This is a genomic window from Bradyrhizobium sp. SZCCHNRI20481 (genome assembly GCF_032485055.1).
Lineage (GTDB): Bacteria > Pseudomonadota > Alphaproteobacteria > Rhizobiales > Xanthobacteraceae > Bradyrhizobium.
On sequence record NZ_JAUEUE010000002.1, the window covers coordinates 331,469 to 347,229 of the forward strand.

Below are 15,761 nucleotides of genomic sequence, written 5' to 3' on the forward strand. Positions count from 1 at the left end.
GCACCGCCAGGACCTGTCCGGAAATCTTTCCAGAGAACTTTCAAAGAGCCGTCCAAGGAGCTGTCCCATGATCGGTCTGGTTCGCGCCGCCGCCCTCTGCGCCATCATGGTGCTCGGCCTCGTGTCCGCCCATGCCGCCGACAAGGCGTTCAAGCGCGACGACTTGGCCGACGCCGCCATCAAGCTGGAGGCGCAGATCAAGAGCGAGGCGGGGGCGGTCAACAAGCCGCTCGCGACCTTGCGCACCGACGCCGATGCTGCGCTGCGCCGCAACGACCTCCGAACGGGTCTGCAAATCCTCGGACAGATCGCCACAGTGGCCCCGGATGATTCCGGTAATTGGCTGCGGCTGGCGCGCACCGTGCTCAACCAGATCAAGCCGATCAACTCGTCGGAGCAGACCTTCCTGCTGGAGCGCGCCTCGACGGCGGCCTACATCGCCTACCAGCGCGCCGGCAATGCCGGCGAGGAGGCGGACGCGCTCGCCGTGCTCGGCAAGACCATGGCCGAGCGCAAGCTGTGGCGGCCGGCGCTCGATACACTCAGGATGTCGCTCGAGCTGCGCGAGATCGCCGACGTCCGAGGACAGTATGAGCGGATGCGCGACGAGCACGGCTTCAAGCTGCTCGACTATACCGTTGACTCGGACTCGGCGAGCCCGCGGGCCTGCTTCCAGTTCTCCGAGGATCTCGCCAAGCGCACCGACTTCTCGCCGTTCGTGGCCCAGGCCGGCACCGACAAGCCGGCGCTGACCGCGGAGGACAAGCAGCTCTGCGTCGAGGGCCTCAAGCATGGCGAGCGCTACAACATCAACCTGCGTGCCGGGTTGCCGTCAGGCGTGAAGGAAAGCCTGCCGAAATCGGCCGAGTTCAACATCTATGTCCGCGACCGCAAGCCGTTCGTGCGCTTCACCGGCAAGGCCTATGTGCTGCCGCGCACCGGCCAGAAGGGCATTCCGCTGGTCAGCGTCAACACGCCCGCCGTCAACATCAACGTCTTCCGGATCGGCGACCGCAACCTGATCAACACCGTCATCGACAGCGACTTCCAGCGGCCGCTGTCGAGCTACCAGCTCACCGATCTCGGCAATGACCGCGGCATGAAGGTGTGGAGCGGCGAGCTCTCGACCGCGATGACCCTGAACCAGGACGTCACCACCGCCTTTCCGGTGGATCAGGCGCTCAGCGACATGCAGCCGGGCGTCTATGTGATGACGGCCGCGCCGAAGGGCCCGACCAGCGGCAATGACGAGGACAGCGGCGGCCAGCTCGCCACGCAATGGTTCATCGTGTCCGATCTCGGTGTCGCCGCGTTTTCCGGCAATGACGGGATCCATGTGTTCGTCAATTCGCTGGCGTCCACCGATCCGGTGGCGCGCGCCGAGGTGAGGCTGGTGGCGCGCAACAACGAGATCCTGGCGACCCGCAGGACCGATGAGGCCGGGCACGCGCTTTTCGAGACGGGGCTGGCGCGGGGCGAGGGCGGGCTGTCGCCGGCGATGCTGACGGTGGTCGGCGAGAAAGCCGACTACGCCTTCCTCAGCCTGAAGACGACCGCCTTCGATCTCTCCGACCGTGGCGTGTCCGGCCGCGAGGCGCCGGCCGGGCCGGACGCCTTCGTGTATTCCGAGCGCGGCGTCTACCGGTCCAGCGAGACCGTCTACCTCACGGCGCTGCTGCGCGACGGCAAGGGCAACGCCATGACCGGCACGCCGCTGACGCTGGTGGTCGAGCGCCCGGATGGAGTCGAGTTCCGCCGCGCCGTGCTGCCTGACCAGGGTGCCGGCGGGCGGTCGTTCAGTGTGGCGCTGAATTCGGCGGTGCCGACCGGCACCTACCGCGTGCGCGCCTTCACCGATCCCAAGGGGGCGTCCGTCGGCGAGACCACCTTCATGGTCGAGGACTACGTCCCCGAGCGGCTGGAATTCGACTTGTCGTCCAAGGACAAGCAGATCAAGGCTGAGACTCCGGTGGAGGTGAAGGTCGACGGCCATTTCCTCTATGGCGCGCCGGCCTCCGGCCTGCAGCTCGAAGGCGACCTCCTGGTCACCACCGCCTCCGAGCGGCCGGGCTTCCCGGGCTATCAGTTCGGCGTCGCCGACGAGGAGAGCGCCTCCAACGAGCGCACGCCGATCGAGGGCATGCCCGAGACCGACGACAAGGGGGCGGCGACGTTCCCCGTGAGCCTGGCCAAGCCGCCATCCTCGAGCCGGCCGCAGGAGGCGCAGATCTATGTGCGCATGGCCGAGACCGGCGGCCGCGCCGTCGAGCGCAAGCTGGTGCTCCCGGTGGCGCCCAAGGCCGCGCAGATCGGCATCAAGCCGTCGTTTACCGGCAAAAGCGTTGGCGAGGGCGACAAGGCCGAGTTCGACGTCGTGTTCGTCTCGCCCGAGGGCAAGACGCTGGCGCGCAACGGCCTGCGCTATGAGCTGCTCAAGATCGAGTCGCGGTACCAGTGGTATCGGCAGAACGCCTATTGGAATTACGAGCCGGTCAAGTCGACGCGCCGGGTCGGCGATGGCGACGTCACGATCGCCGCCAACAAGCCGGCGCGGCTGAGCTTCCTGCCGGAGGCCGGGCGCTATCGCCTCGACGTCAAGTCGGCGGATGCCGACGGTCCGGTGACGTCGCTGCAGTTCGACGTCGGCTGGTACACCGACGGCAGCGCGGATACGCCGGACCTGCTCGAGACCTCGCTCGACAGGCCGCAATATGCTTCGGGCGACACCATGGTGGTGACGGTCAATGCGCGCACCGCCGGCAAGCTCACGGTCAACGTGCTCGGCGACCGGCTGCTGACGACGCAGACCCTCGAGGTCAAGGAAGGCACCAGCCAGGTCAAGCTCGCGGTCGGCAAGGACTGGGGCACTGGCGCCTATGTCGTGACGACGCTGCGCCGTCCGCTCGATACGGCCGCGCAGCGCATGCCGGGCCGTGCGCTCGGCGTCGCCTGGTTCGGTATCGACAAGTCGGCGCGCACGCTCAACGTGGCGCTGACGCCGCCGGCGCTGGTGCGTCCGGGCTCGGCGTTGAAGATTCCGGTCAAGATCGGCGGGCTCAACCCCGGCGAGGACGCCAAGATCGTCATCGCGGCGGTCGATGTCGGCATCCTCAACCTCACCAACTACAAGCCGCCGGCGCCGGACGACTATTATCTCGGCCAGCGCCAGCTCTCGGCCGAGATCCGCGATCTCTATGGCCAGTTGATCGACGGCATGCAGGGCACGCGCGGCCAGATCCGCTCTGGCGGTGACTCTGGCGGCGCCGAGCTGCAGGGCTCGCCACCGACGCAGAAGCCGCTGGCGCTGTATTCGGGCATCGTCACTGTCGGGCCAGACGGAACTGCCGAGGTCAGCTTCGACATTCCGGAGTTCGCCGGCACAGCGCGGGTGATGGCGGTGGCGTGGAGCGCCACCAAAGTTGGCCGCGCCAATGTCGACGTCACTGTGCGCGATCCCGTGGTGCTGACCGCGACCCTGCCGCGCTTCCTCCTGTCAGGCGATCGCGGCACGCTGTCGTTCGATGTCGACAATGTCGAAGGTGCGCCCGGCGACTATGTCGTCAGCGTGAAGGCGGGCGGTCCGGTCAAGGTGTCCGGCAATGCCAACGTCACGATGAAGCTCGCGGCCAAGCAGCGGGCGTCGGCGACCCTGTCGCTGGACGCCAGTGGCACCGGGCAGGCGCAGCTCGATGTCGACATCAAGGGCCCCAATGGGCTGGCGCTGGCACGGCACTATCAGTTCGACGTGAAGCCGGCGACCCAGGTACTGGCGCGTCGCTCGATCCGCACACTCGCGAAGGGTGAAAGCCTGACGCTGACATCGGACATGTTCTCCGATCTCGTGGCGGGCACCGGCACGGTGTCGCTGTCGGCGGGGCTCTCGACCGCGCTCGATGCGGCGACCATCCTCAAGGCGCTCGACCGCTATCCGCATGGCTGCTCGGAGCAGATCACCAGCCGCGCGATGCCGCTGCTCTATGTCAACGAGCTCGCGGTCGGCGCGCATCTCGCCATGGACACCGAGGTCGACCAGCGGATCCGTGACTCCATCGACCGGCTCCTTGCACGTCAAGGATCCAATGGCTCGTTCGGGCTGTGGTCGGCAGGCGGCGATGATCCCTGGCTCGATGCCTATGTGACGGACTTCCTGACCCGCGCCCGCGAGAAGGGATTTGCGGTGCCGGACGTACTGTTCAAGAGCGCGCTCGACCGCATCAGGAACTCGGTCGTCAATGCCGAGGAGCCGGAGAAGACGGGCGGCCGCGATCTCGCTTATGGCCTCTACGTGCTGGCGCGCAATGGCGCGGCGCCGATCGGCGACCTGCGGTATCTCGCCGACACCAAGCTCGGCAATCTCGCCACCCCGATCGCCAAGGCGCAGCTTGCCGCGGCGTTGGCGCTGGTCGGCGACCGCGCCCGTGCGGAGCGGGTCTATGCCGCCGCGGCCGACAGCCTCGCGCCGAAGCCGGTCTTGGTGTTCGGCCGCACCGATTACGGCTCCGACCTGCGCGATGCAGCGGCGCTGGTGTCGTTGGCGGGCGAGGGCAATGCGCCGCGGGCGACGTTGACGCAGGCCGTCGCCCGTGTCGAAGCCGCGCGCGGGCTGACGCCGTACACCTCGACGCAGGAGAATGCGTGGATGGTGCTGGCGGCGCGCGCGCTGGCCAAGGAGACGCTGACGCTCGACATCAACGGCCAGGCCGTAAAGCAGGCGATGTACCGCAGCTACAAGGCGGCGGAGCTCTCAGGCCAGCCGCTGAAGATCACCAACACCGGTGATGCGCCGGTGCAGGCAGTGGTCTCGGTCTCCGGCTCGCCGCTGACGCCGGAGCCGGCCGCGTCGAACGGTTTCAAGATCGAGCGCGGCTACTACACGCTCGACGGCAAGCCGGCCGATATCAGAACCGCGAAGCAGAACGACCGTTTCGCTGTCGTGCTGAAGGTCACCGAGGCCAAGCCGGAGTACGGCCACATCATGGTGTCGGACTATCTGCCGGCGGGGCTTGAGATCGACAATCCGCACCTGGTGTCGTCGGGTGACAGCGGCACCTTGGACTGGATCGAGGACGGCCAGGAACCGGTCAACACCGAGTTCCGCGACGACCGCTTCACTGCCGCGCTCGACCGCGCCGCGGATTCCAAGTCGGTGTTCACGGTCGCCTACGTCGTGCGCGCGGTGTCGCCCGGCAAATACGTGCTGCCGCAGGCCTATGTTGAGGACATGTACAATCCCTCGCGCTATGGTCGGACGGGCACGGGCTCGGTGGAGGTCCGCGCGGCCAAATGAGCGAGGGTGGGACGAGCGATCGTGAGCTGGGTGGCAAGACGGACCTCCACACTCCGCCATGCCCGGTCGCTCCGCGCGCTCCGAACGACGTGGATGGCCGGGACAAGCCCGGCCATGACGGCAGGAGAGGGCGGGGCGTCAAACGGCTGTTCGCCATTGCGCTCGCATTGGTCGCGTCGGTCTCCGTCGCCGCCTGGACCATCTCCCTCGGCCCGCTGCCGCTGGGCGAGGCGAGGGCGGTCTCGACCACCGTGGTCGATCGCCACGGCAAGCTGCTGCGTGCCTATGCGATGGCGGACGGGCGGTGGCGGCTGCCGGTCAGCGCCAAAAAAGACGTCGATCCGACCTATCTGAAGCTGCTGCTGGCCTATGAGGACCAGCGCTTCTTCGACCATCACGGCGTCGATCCGCGCGCGCTGGTGCGGGCGGCCATCCAGCTCGGCTCGCACGGCCACATCGTCTCCGGCGGCTCGACCATCACGATGCAGCTGGCGCGGCTGCTCGAGCCGCGGCGGCAGCGTTCGCTGCATGCCAAGCTCCGGCAGATCGTGCGCGCGCTCGAGCTCGAGCGAGAGCTGAGCAAGGACGAGATCCTCGATCTCTACCTGACGCTGGCGCCCTATGGCGGCAATCTTGAAGGCATTCGCGCCGCCTCGATTGCATATTTCGGCAAGGAGCCGAAGCGGCTGTCACTGGCGGAAGCGGCCCTCTTGGTGGCGCTGCCGCAGTCACCGGAGACGCGGCGGCTCGACCGGCATCCCGAGGCCGCTCGACGCGGCCGCGACCGCGTGCTCGACCGCATGGTGTCGGAGAACGTGATCTCCGCCGAGGACGCGGCGCAGGCAAAGGCGCAAGCCGTTCCGGCCTTCCGCAAGCCGATGCCGATCCTGGCGCCGCATGCCGCCGACCAGGCCTCGGCGGCCGTCAAGGATCAGCCGATCATCCGCCTGACGCTCGATGCGTCGCTGCAGAAAGTGCTGGAGCCGCTGGCGCGCGATCGCGCCATCGCATTGGGACCGAACGTCTCGGTCGGCATCATCGTGGTCGACAATGACAGCGGCGACGTGCTCGCCCATGTCGGATCGGCCGACTACTTCGACGAGAAGCGGGCAGGGCAGGTCGACATGACCCGCGCGGTGCGCTCGCCGGGCTCGACCCTGAAGCCGTTCATCTATGGACTCGCCTTCGAGGACGGCTTCGTGCACCCGGAGAGCCTGATCGAGGATCGCCCGGTGCGCTTCGGCTCCTACGCGCCGGAGAATTTCGACATGACGTTCCAGGGCACGGTGCCGGTGCGCAAGGCGCTGCAGCTGTCGCTGAACGTGCCGGCGATCGTGCTGCTCGATCGCGTCGGGGCGAGCCGGCTGTCATCGCGGCTGAAGCAGGCCGGCGGCAATCTGGTGCTGCCGAAGGACGAGGCGCCCGGCCTTGCGATGGGGCTCGGCGGCGTCGGCGTGACCCTGCAGGACCTCGCCCAGCTCTATGCAGGCTTTCCGCGCCTCGGCACCACCAGGCCGCTGCGCGAGATCATGACGGCTGAGGGGACTGACGGCGCGCGCGAGCCGATGCGGCTGATGGATTCGGCGGCCGCCTGGCAGGTCGGCAACGTGCTGCTGGGGACGCCGCCGCCGGAAAACGCAGCCCGCAACCGGATCGCCTTCAAGACCGGTACCAGCTACGGCTATCGCGACGCTTGGTCGGTCGGCTTCGACGGCCGCGTCACGATCGGCGTCTGGGTCGGCCGGCCTGATGGCGCGCCGGTGCCCGGCCTGATCGGTCGCGTCGCCGCGGCGCCGATCCTGTTCGACGCTTTTGCCCGCAGCGGCAAGCTGCCAGCAACATTGCCGAAGCCGCCCAAGGGGGCACTGGTCGCCAGCAATTCAAAGTTGCCGCTGCCGCTGCGCCGGTTCCGGCCGATCGGCGAATTGGTGCGGACCGGCGCCGAACAGGCGCCGCACATCCAGTTCCCGCTGAACGGCTCGCGCATCGATGTCGATCGATCCGCGGGACGCGAGGCATCGGTGATGCCGGTGAAAGTGTCGGGCGGCGTGCTGCCGCTGACCATGCTGGTCAATGGACTGGCCGTCGGCGAGATCGATAGCCGCCGCCAGCGCCTGATCGATCCGCCCGGGCCGGGCTTTGCCCGCCTCACCGTGATCGATGCCACGGGCGCTGCGGACACAGTTGTGGTCAGAATCCAGTGAGGGTTCGCTAAGCGGTTGTCGGCATGGCGGTTTCAGCGTATTCGGAACCCCATGGTCGAGACCTATGCCCGCCCCCGTTTTGGAGAGCCGCGCGAGCCGAAGAACCTGGTCAATCCAGGCAATCGGCTGGTGCGGATGATCGATGCCGTCACCGTGAGCCACACCAGGGCGGCGGCGTTCCTGCTCGTCTGCGGGCTGCTGTTGTTCCTGCCGGGCTTCTTCACGATCCCGCCGATCGATCGCGACGAGGCGCGCTTCGCCCAGGCGACCAAGCAGATGGTCGAGAGCGGCGATTACGTCGACATCCGCTTCCAGGACGACGTGCGCTACAAGAAGCCGGTCGGCATCTACTGGTTGCAATCGGCCGCGGTCGAGACGGCGTCGGCGATCGGTCTGCCGCGTGCGCAACTGCGCATCTGGGTCTACCGCATTCCCTCGCTGATCGGCGCGATCGGCGCGGTGCTGCTGACCTATTGGACCGCGCTCTCCTTCGTGACACGGCGCGGCGCCGTGTTCGCCGCCTTGCTGATGTGCTGCTCGGTGCTGCTCGGCGTGGAAGCCCGGCTCGCCAAGACCGACGCGATGCTGCTGTTCACCGTGGTGGCTGCCATGGGTGCGCTGGCGCGCGTCTATCTGTCGTGGCAGCGCGGCGAGGATCCGGTGCATCCGCCCTGGGGACCGCCTGCGATCTTCTGGACGGCGCTCGCCGGCGGCATCCTGATCAAGGGCCCGCTGATCCTGATGTTCGCGGGACTGACGATCGTGGCCCTGGCGATCATGGATCGCGGCGCCGGCTGGCTATCGCGTCTGCGCCCTCTGTGGGGACTGATGTGGATGCTGGTGCTGGTGCTGCCCTGGTTCGTGCTGATCTTCCTGCGCGCCGGCGACACCTTCTTCGCCGACTCCGTCGGCGGCGACATGCTGAGCAAGATCGGCGCCCAGGAGTCGCATGGTGCGCCGCCGGGCCTCTATCTGCTGCTGTTGTTCATCACCTTCTGGCCCGGCGCGCCGCTGGCCGCGATGGCGGCGCCTGCGGTGTGGCGCGCGCGGCGTGAGCCGGGGGCGCAGTTCCTGCTGGCCTGGCTGCTGCCGTCCTGGATCGTGTTCGAGGCGGTGCTGACCAAGCTGCCGCATTATGTGCTGCCGCTGTATCCGGCGATCGCGATCCTCACGGTGGGCGCGCTGGAGCGGCGGGTGCTGGCGCGCAATTGGCTGCGGCGCGGCGCCGCCTGGTGGTTTGCGATTCCCGCCATCACCTCGGTGGTGGCCGTGATTGGCGCCATCATCGTCACGCACCAGCCGGTGTTCCTGGCCTGGCCGTTCGTCGCGGCGTCGCTGATCTTCGGCCTGTTCGCCTGGTGGCTCTATGACGACGGCCGTGCCGAGCGCTCGCTCTTGAATGCCGGCGTGGCGGCGATGTTCCTGGCGTTCGTGGTGTACGGCGCCGTGCTGCCGGCGCTGACGCCGCTGTTTCCCAGCGCGGAGATTGCGCGCGCGCTCCGCAACGTGGTCTGCGTCGGGCCGAAGGCGGCGGCGGCAGGCTTCCACGAGCCGAGCCTCGTCTTCATGACAGGGTCGTCGACGCAACTCACGGACGGCTCCGGCGCCGCCGACTTCCTCAGCCAGGGCACCTGCCGCTTTGCTTTGGTCGAGCAGCGCACCGAGCGTGCCTTCGTGCAACGGGCCGAAGCGATCGGGCTGCGCTACAACGTCGCCAAGCGCATCGACGGCTACAACATCTCGCAGGGCCGTCCGGTCTCGATCGCGATCTATCGCTCGGAGGGCACCGAATAGATGTCGGCGCCCGACAGCCCCGCGCGATCGTCAGGCTATTTCGCCCAGCTCGCGCTGGTCGGCAAATTCTCGCTCGGCCGGCTGTTCCGCCAGCCGCAAACGGCGCCGGAGGCCGCGAGCCGGCAGCGCCTGGGGCGCGAGCTTCTCCTGCTCGGCGCCATCGGCCTGAGTGTGATCCTGATGCTGATGTTCGCGTTCGATGCTTACGAGATCGGGCTGATGCCGACCCGCGGAACACCGAGCCTTTGGCCGGTGCGGATCATCACCGAGTTCGGTCAGGATGAATACGTGCTGGGACTGTTGGCCGTGAGCGTCGTCGCGACGATCCTGATTGCGCCGCTGTGGCCGGAAGCCAGCCGCAGCCGTCTGCTGAATTTCGCGACCCACGTTCAATACGCCTTCTTCGCGGTGCTGAGCGCGGTACTTGCTGCCCAAGTGCTGAAATACGTCATCGGCCGCGGCCGTCCTTTCGTCGGCGGCAAGGCGAATGCCTTTAACTTCGACCCGTTCAACGGCACGCCGGCCTATTTCAGCATGCCGTCCGCGCATGCGGTGACGGCATTCGCGCTGGCCTTTGCAATGTCCGCCATCTGGCCGCGGTTGCGCGTTCCCATGTTCATCTATGCCGTCGTGATCGCCTTGAGTCGGCTGGTGCTGCTGGCGCATCATCCGAGCGACGTGGTCGCCGGCGCCGTGGTGGGATTGGCCTGCGCCATGCTCGTCCGCTACTGGTTCGCAGCTCGTCGGCTCGGCTTTCGTCTCGGCAAGGACGGCCAAATCGTACCGCGCTAAAGGGGTTGATAGCGGGCCCCAAGCCCCATAAGAAGCCTCCGCCGGAGCGCCCCGGGGCAGGAACCGGCCCGATCACGCCCTTACGAGTCTCAAACTCTTGTCGACCGAATCCCCCGTTGCCGTCTCCATCGTCGTTCCCGTGCGCAACGAGGCCGGCAACATCACGCCCCTGATCAGCGAGATCGCGACCGCGCTCGATGGTCTGTGGCCGTACGAGATCATCTACGTCAATGACGGCTCGACCGACGAGACCGCGCAGCGGCTCGCCGAGGAAATGGCACGGCGGCCGAACCTGCGCGTCCTACGGCATGAGACGGCTTCCGGCCAATCGGCGGCTGTCAGGAGCGGCATCCGCGCCGCCCACGGCGCTGTCGTCGCGACGCTCGACGGGGACGGGCAGAACAACCCTGCTTTTCTGCCCGAGCTCATCGCCGCGCTCGAAAAGGGCGGTGCGCATGTCGGCCTCGTCGCCGGGCAGCGGGTCGGCCGCAAGGATACTGGCTTCAAGAAACTGCAGTCACGGCTCGCCAACAAGATCCGCAATGCGGTGCTGCACGATGGAACGCGTGACACCGGCTGCGGCCTCAAGGCGGTTCGCCGCGACGTGTTCCTGATGATGCCGTATTTCGATGGTCTGCACCGCTTCCTGCCGGCGCTGGTGCGGCGCGAGGGCTATGACATCGCCTATGTCGACGTGATCGACCGGCCTCGGCACTCCGGTGTCTCGAACTACGGGTTCTTCGACCGGCTCTGGATCGGGATCATGGATCTCGCCGGCGTGTGGTGGCTGATCCGCCGCAAGAAGCCGACGCCGGTTGCGATCGAGGTGAAGTAATGCTGATTCAATTCGGGCAGGCGTTCAGCAACTATCTCTACGACATCTTCATCGCCAAGTTCGATTTCTGGCTGGTGTTCGGCCTCGCCGCACAACTGGCCTTCGCTGCGCGCTTCCTGGTGCAGTGGATCGCCAGCGAGCGCGCGGGCAAGAGCGTCGTGCCGCTCGCATTCTGGTTCTTCTCGATCGGGGGAGGGCTGATGACGCTGATTTATGGTCTCGTGAAGCGCGAGCCGGTCATCATCTTCGGCCAGCTGCTGTCGAACATCATCTACGTCCGCAACGTGATGTTGATCTTCAAGAACCGCCAGCGGGAATCGCAGACGCTGAGCAACTGATCGAGCCGTAGGGGTCTCACCACCGCCGACATTCCGGGTTCAATCGCCACGCGCAGCCGCGTCGCGGCTGCACATTGACGCTTGCCCAGGAATGACGGTGGTCGTGAAACCGGAAGAGTAGTTTCACTGATAGGACGCGCAAGACTCAACGCGGCAATGGCTGGGCCGACGATGCGGGCAGGGCGGCGGTCTCTGCGCTCTCGACTGCTTCGCTGCGGCGGGTCGCGACCTCGCCGGCCGCGTCGAGCACGGGATAGGCGACCGAGCAGATGTGCGAGTGGATACGCCTGAGATCGCGCAGCACGTCGAGATGCAGCGAGGTGGTTTCCAGCGTCTCCGAGCGGCCCTCGCGCAGACGTTCGAGGTGCCGCTCGGTCGCGCCGAGTTCGGCGTTGCGGAGCTCGGCTTTCTGATCGAGCAGTTGGTGGGCTTGCTGCGCATCGCCGGACATGAAGATGCCGAACGCGATGCGGAGCGCCTCCATGATCTGGCGATGAAAGGCCTGCAGCTCGTCGGCGCCCTCAGCGGAGAACTGGAACCTGCGTTTGATCTTCTTGGTCGCGAGCTCGCTCAGGTTCTTGTCGATGATGTCGCCGATATGCTCGAGGTTGATCGCGAAGGAGATGATCTCCATCGCGCGCTTGCCCTCGCGCTCGTCCAGGCTGCCGCGCGTCAGCTTGGTGATGTAGAGCTTGATGGCCTCGTCGAGCCGGTCGACGACGTTGTCCGCGCGTGACACCTGATCCACGAGGCCACGGTCGTTGGTCATCATCGCGGTCATGACGTTGCGCAACATGGTCTCGACCAGATCGCCCATGCGCAGCGCCTCGCGCGCCGCGTCCGCAAGCGCAAGCGACGGGGTTTCCAGCGCGGTCTCGTCGAGATAGCGCGGCTTCGCCGGATCGACCTCGGCTGGGCGGTCCGGAAACAGTCGCGTGAGCAACTTCTCCATGCCGCCCAGCAGGCCGATGAAGACCACGGCCGTGCCGAGATTGAACGCCATGTGGAACTGCGCTGTCAGCTTCGACAGATCCGGTTGCCACGATTGCAGCAAATTGGCGAGCGGATGCAGGAAGGGTGTGATCAGCGCGACGCCGATGATGCGGTTGAGGAGATTGCCGACGGGCAGGCGATAGCTCGCGGGATTGTCGCGGTGCGCGCCCTCGAACACCGGGTTGACGGCGCTGCCGAGATTGGCCCCGAGCACGAGCGCCAGCGCCGCATCGGCCGTAACGAAATGCGCATAGGCCAGCGACATCACCAGCAGCACGCTGGCGACGCTGGAGTGCACGACCCAGGTGACGAGCGCACCGAAGATGATGCACAGCGTGACATCGGCCGTGATCGCCTGCATGAACACGCGCATCGCCGGCGCTTCTTCGGCGGGTGCCAACGTATCGATCAGAATATGCAGCGACAGCAGCATCAGGCCGAGGCCGATTGCTACCCGGCCGAGATCCTTGATGCGCGATCGCGGCCCACTGCGGAACGCCACCAGGCCGAGCACGAACAGGATGGGGGCGACCGCAGCCACGTTGAACGAGAGCACCTGGACGATCAGCGTGGTGCCGATATTGGCGCCGAGCATGATCGCGAGCGCCGGGATCAGGCCGACCAGGCCTTCCGCTGCGAAGGAGGTCGTGATCAGCGCGGTCGCCGTGCTGCTCTGGAGCAGAGCGGTCAGACCGAGGCCGGCAGCGAGGGCGCTGAAGCGGTTGCGCAGCGCCCGCGACAGTAGCAGCCGGAGATCCGGGCCGAAGGCGCGGAGAATGCCGCTGTGGACCATGTGAAGGCCCCACAGCAGCAACGCCACGCCGCCCATCAGATCGAGCAGAACCATGATTTCCGTTCGTTCGAGCTTTCCTTGCCGCGCAGGCTACCCCCAATCGGCGGGACATCAACGCCAATTTGTCGGCCCCGGCTGCCCGATCGCGCGGCGCTCCGCTGGCTGCGAGCGTGCTTAAGCCCCGTTGAAGGCCGCAAAGCCTCGGTCGAGATCCTCCTTGAGATCCTCCACGTTCTCCAGGCCGATATGCAGACGCAGCGTGGGCCCCCCCGGCGCCCAGGTGGTGGCCGTGCGGTAGCTCGCGCAGTCGAACGGAATCGCAAGGCTCTCGAAGCCGCCCCAGGAATAGCCCATTCCGAACAGCGTCAGCGTGTCGAGCATCGCATCGACCGCGGCTTGTGGCTTTGGTTGCAGCACGATGCTGAACAGGCCGGAGGCGCCGGTGAAGTCCCGCTTCCAGATCGCATGCCCCGGATGGCTCTCCAGCGCGGGATGCAGCACCTCGATCACCTCGGGACGCGCGGCGAGCCAGCGGGCCATTTCCAGCCCCGAGCGATGGTGCTGCGCCAGGCGCACGCCCAGCGTCCGCACCCCGCGCAGGGCGAGGAACACGTCGTCCGGGCCGGCGCAGACGCCGAGCAGGCGAATGCCCTCGGCGATCAGCGGCCACGCCTTCGCATTGGCCGAAATCGTGCCGAACATGATGTCGGAGTGGCCGCCGATATATTTGGTGGCCGCCTGCATGCTGATGTCGACGCCCTGGTCGAGGGAGCGGTGGTAGAGCGGCGTCGCCCAGGTGTTGTCGTCGATGACCAGTGCGCCCTGCGCATGTGCGACCGCGGCAATGGCGGGGATGTCCGGCATTTCGAACGACTGCGAGCCGGGCGCCTCGACAACCACCGCGCGTGTATTTGGTTTGAGCAGTTGCTCAATTCCTGGGCCGATCAATGGGTCGAAATAGGTCGTCTCGACGCCGTAGCGTGCCAGCATGCCGTTGCAGAAATTGCGGGTCGGACGATAGATGCTGTCGCACACCAGCACGTGGTCGCCGGCCTTGAGCACCGACAGCAGCGTGGTCGAGATTGCCCCAAGGCCGGATGGTGCGATGCCGACGCCGGCGCATTGCGGTCCCTCCAGCGCCATCAGGACCTGCTGCAGGGCCTTCGTCGTCGGCGTGCCGTGGCGGCCATACTGGAATTCGCCGCGGTGTGCGTGCAGGTCCTCGGCGGTTGGATACAGAACCGTCGAACCATGAACGACGGGGGGATTCACGAATCCGTGCTGCGCCTTCGTATCCCGCCCCGCCGTGATCAGCCGTGTTTCGACGTTTTGTCGCACCGCCGCAGCGGGGTCATTCGATGATGCCATTCGCGTGTCTTTTCTCTCTTAACCTGCCGGGATAGCTCGAAATCGGGCAGCACTGCGGTCGTTAATAACAGAATGCAGAACAGGCCCGTCAACCCCTTGACCCGGACCGCCAGTCGTTCTGTGATGCCGGCGCAATTCGATCGCTGCACGTTGAGGGGCTTGCCGCGATTTCCGCTTCATCTCGCCTGCACGGCTTCGTCGTGCATGGTGTACGCCATATTCTTGGTATGGCGTTTGCAACGCGGATTCAGGTCGGGCCCCCCTGCGCGCTGAGACTTCATCGCTCCCCAAGGACGACCGCGAAAGGCTGTATTTATGAAACGCGTCACTCTGGCTCTCACTCTTGCTCTCGCCCCGGTGCTGGCGAGCGTCGGCGCCCAGGCCGAAACGCTCAAGACCGTCAAGGATCGTGGCATGCTCGCCTGCGGCGTCAGCCAGGGCCTCCCTGGTTTCTCGTCGCCCGACGACAAGGGCAACTGGACCGGGATCGACGTCGACGTCTGCCGCGCCATCGCCGCCGCAATCTTCAATGATCCGACCAAGGTGAAGTTCGTCCCGCTGTCCGCCAAGGACCGCTTTACCGCACTGCAGTCGGGCGAAGTGGACGTGCTGTCGCGTAACACCACCTGGACCCTGTCGCGGGACACCTCGCTGGGCGCCAATTTCGCCGGCGTGACCTATTATGACGGCCAGGGCTTCATGGTGAAGAAGGCCCTCAAGGTCAATTCGGCGCTCGAGCTCAACAGCGCTTCGGTATGCGTGCAGACCGGCACGACCACCGAGCAGAACCTCGCCGACTACTTCAAGGCCAACAAGATGAAGTACGAGGTGATCGCGTTCGCCGGCGCCGACGAGACTGTGAAGGCCTATGAATCCGGCCGCTGCGACGTGTTTACCACCGACGTCTCGGGCCTCTACGCCGAGAGGCTGAAGCTGTCCAATCCGGCCGATCACGTCGTGCTGCCGGAAGTGATCTCGAAGGAGCCGCTGGGCCCGATGGTGCGTCACGGTGACGATCAGTGGTTCGACATCGTCAAGTGGACGTTGTTCGGGCTGGTCACCGCCGAGGAGCTCGGCGTGACGCAGGCGAACGTCGACGAGATGGCCAAGTCGGACAAGCCCGAGTTCAAGCGCGCCTTCGGCACCGATGGCAATCTCGGCGAGCAGCTCGGCCTCACCAAGGACTGGTTCTCGCGCATCGTGAAAGCGGTCGGGAATTACGGCGAGATGTATGACCGCAACGTCGGCGCAGGGTCCAAGCTGCAGATTGCGCGCGGTCTGAACCAGCTCTGGAACAAGGGCGGTCTGCAGTACGCGCCGCCGATCCGCTGATCGCTGCACGAGATCGGGGCTGCGG

The 15,761-nt window shown here is 66.5% G+C and carries 9 protein-coding genes; 7 read left to right on the forward strand and 2 right to left on the reverse strand.

The annotated features are described in order from the left end of the window. The first annotated feature begins 67 nt into the window (after positions 1-67). The 6 genes from QX132_RS04020 (at position 68) to QX132_RS04045 (ending at position 11,250) form a co-directional block, all read left to right on the forward strand. Positions 68-5,287: an alpha-2-macroglobulin gene (locus QX132_RS04020; RefSeq protein ID WP_316160148.1), complete on the forward strand. Its 5,220-nt coding sequence runs from the start codon at positions 68-70 to the stop codon at positions 5,285-5,287. Then, entirely contained in the window at positions 5,284-7,491 is a 2,208-nt protein-coding gene (gene pbpC / locus QX132_RS04025; RefSeq protein WP_316160149.1) for a penicillin-binding protein 1C, read from the forward strand. Before QX132_RS04020 ends, pbpC begins: the two co-directional genes overlap by 4 nt. Before the next feature lie 51 nt (positions 7,492-7,542). Beyond that, a complete protein-coding gene (locus tag QX132_RS04030) occupies positions 7,543-9,285 on the forward strand; it encodes a glycosyltransferase family 39 protein (protein ID WP_315757541.1) in 1,743 nt (580 codons plus the stop codon). Further along, positions 9,286-10,077 carry a phosphatase PAP2 family protein gene (locus QX132_RS04035; protein WP_316160151.1) on the forward strand — a complete coding sequence of 264 codons (792 nt, stop codon included), beginning with the start codon at positions 9,286-9,288 and terminating at the stop codon, positions 10,075-10,077. Positions 10,078-10,174: 97 nt separating this feature from the next. Next, positions 10,175-10,912, forward strand: a complete 738-nt coding sequence (locus QX132_RS04040; protein WP_315774833.1) for a glycosyltransferase family 2 protein — start codon at positions 10,175-10,177, stop codon at positions 10,910-10,912. Continuing rightward, positions 10,912-11,250, forward strand: a complete 339-nt coding sequence (locus tag QX132_RS04045; protein ID WP_172109779.1) for a lipid-A-disaccharide synthase N-terminal domain-containing protein — start codon at positions 10,912-10,914, stop codon at positions 11,248-11,250. Before QX132_RS04040 ends, QX132_RS04045 begins: the two co-directional genes overlap by 1 nt. 145 nt (positions 11,251-11,395) lie before the next feature. Here QX132_RS04045 and QX132_RS04050 read toward each other — a convergent pair whose 3' ends face one another. Together QX132_RS04050 and metC are read right to left on the reverse strand one after the other, a co-directional pair. After that, positions 11,396-13,090, reverse strand: a complete 1,695-nt coding sequence (locus QX132_RS04050; RefSeq protein ID WP_315774832.1) for a Na/Pi cotransporter family protein — start codon at positions 13,088-13,090, stop codon at positions 11,396-11,398. Positions 13,091-13,210: 120 nt separating this feature from the next. Continuing rightward, the gene (gene metC, locus QX132_RS04055; RefSeq protein ID WP_316160152.1) at positions 13,211-14,404 is read right to left on the reverse strand and encodes a cystathionine beta-lyase; all 1,194 of its coding nucleotides are present in this window, start codon (positions 14,402-14,404) and stop codon (positions 13,211-13,213) included. Positions 14,405-14,719: 315 nt separating this feature from the next. On the opposite strand from metC, the gene QX132_RS04060 reads away from it, so the two are divergent. Then, positions 14,720-15,736: an amino acid ABC transporter substrate-binding protein gene (locus tag QX132_RS04060; RefSeq protein WP_315738050.1), complete on the forward strand. Its 1,017-nt coding sequence runs from the start codon at positions 14,720-14,722 to the stop codon at positions 15,734-15,736. Positions 15,737-15,761 lie beyond the last annotated feature (25 nt).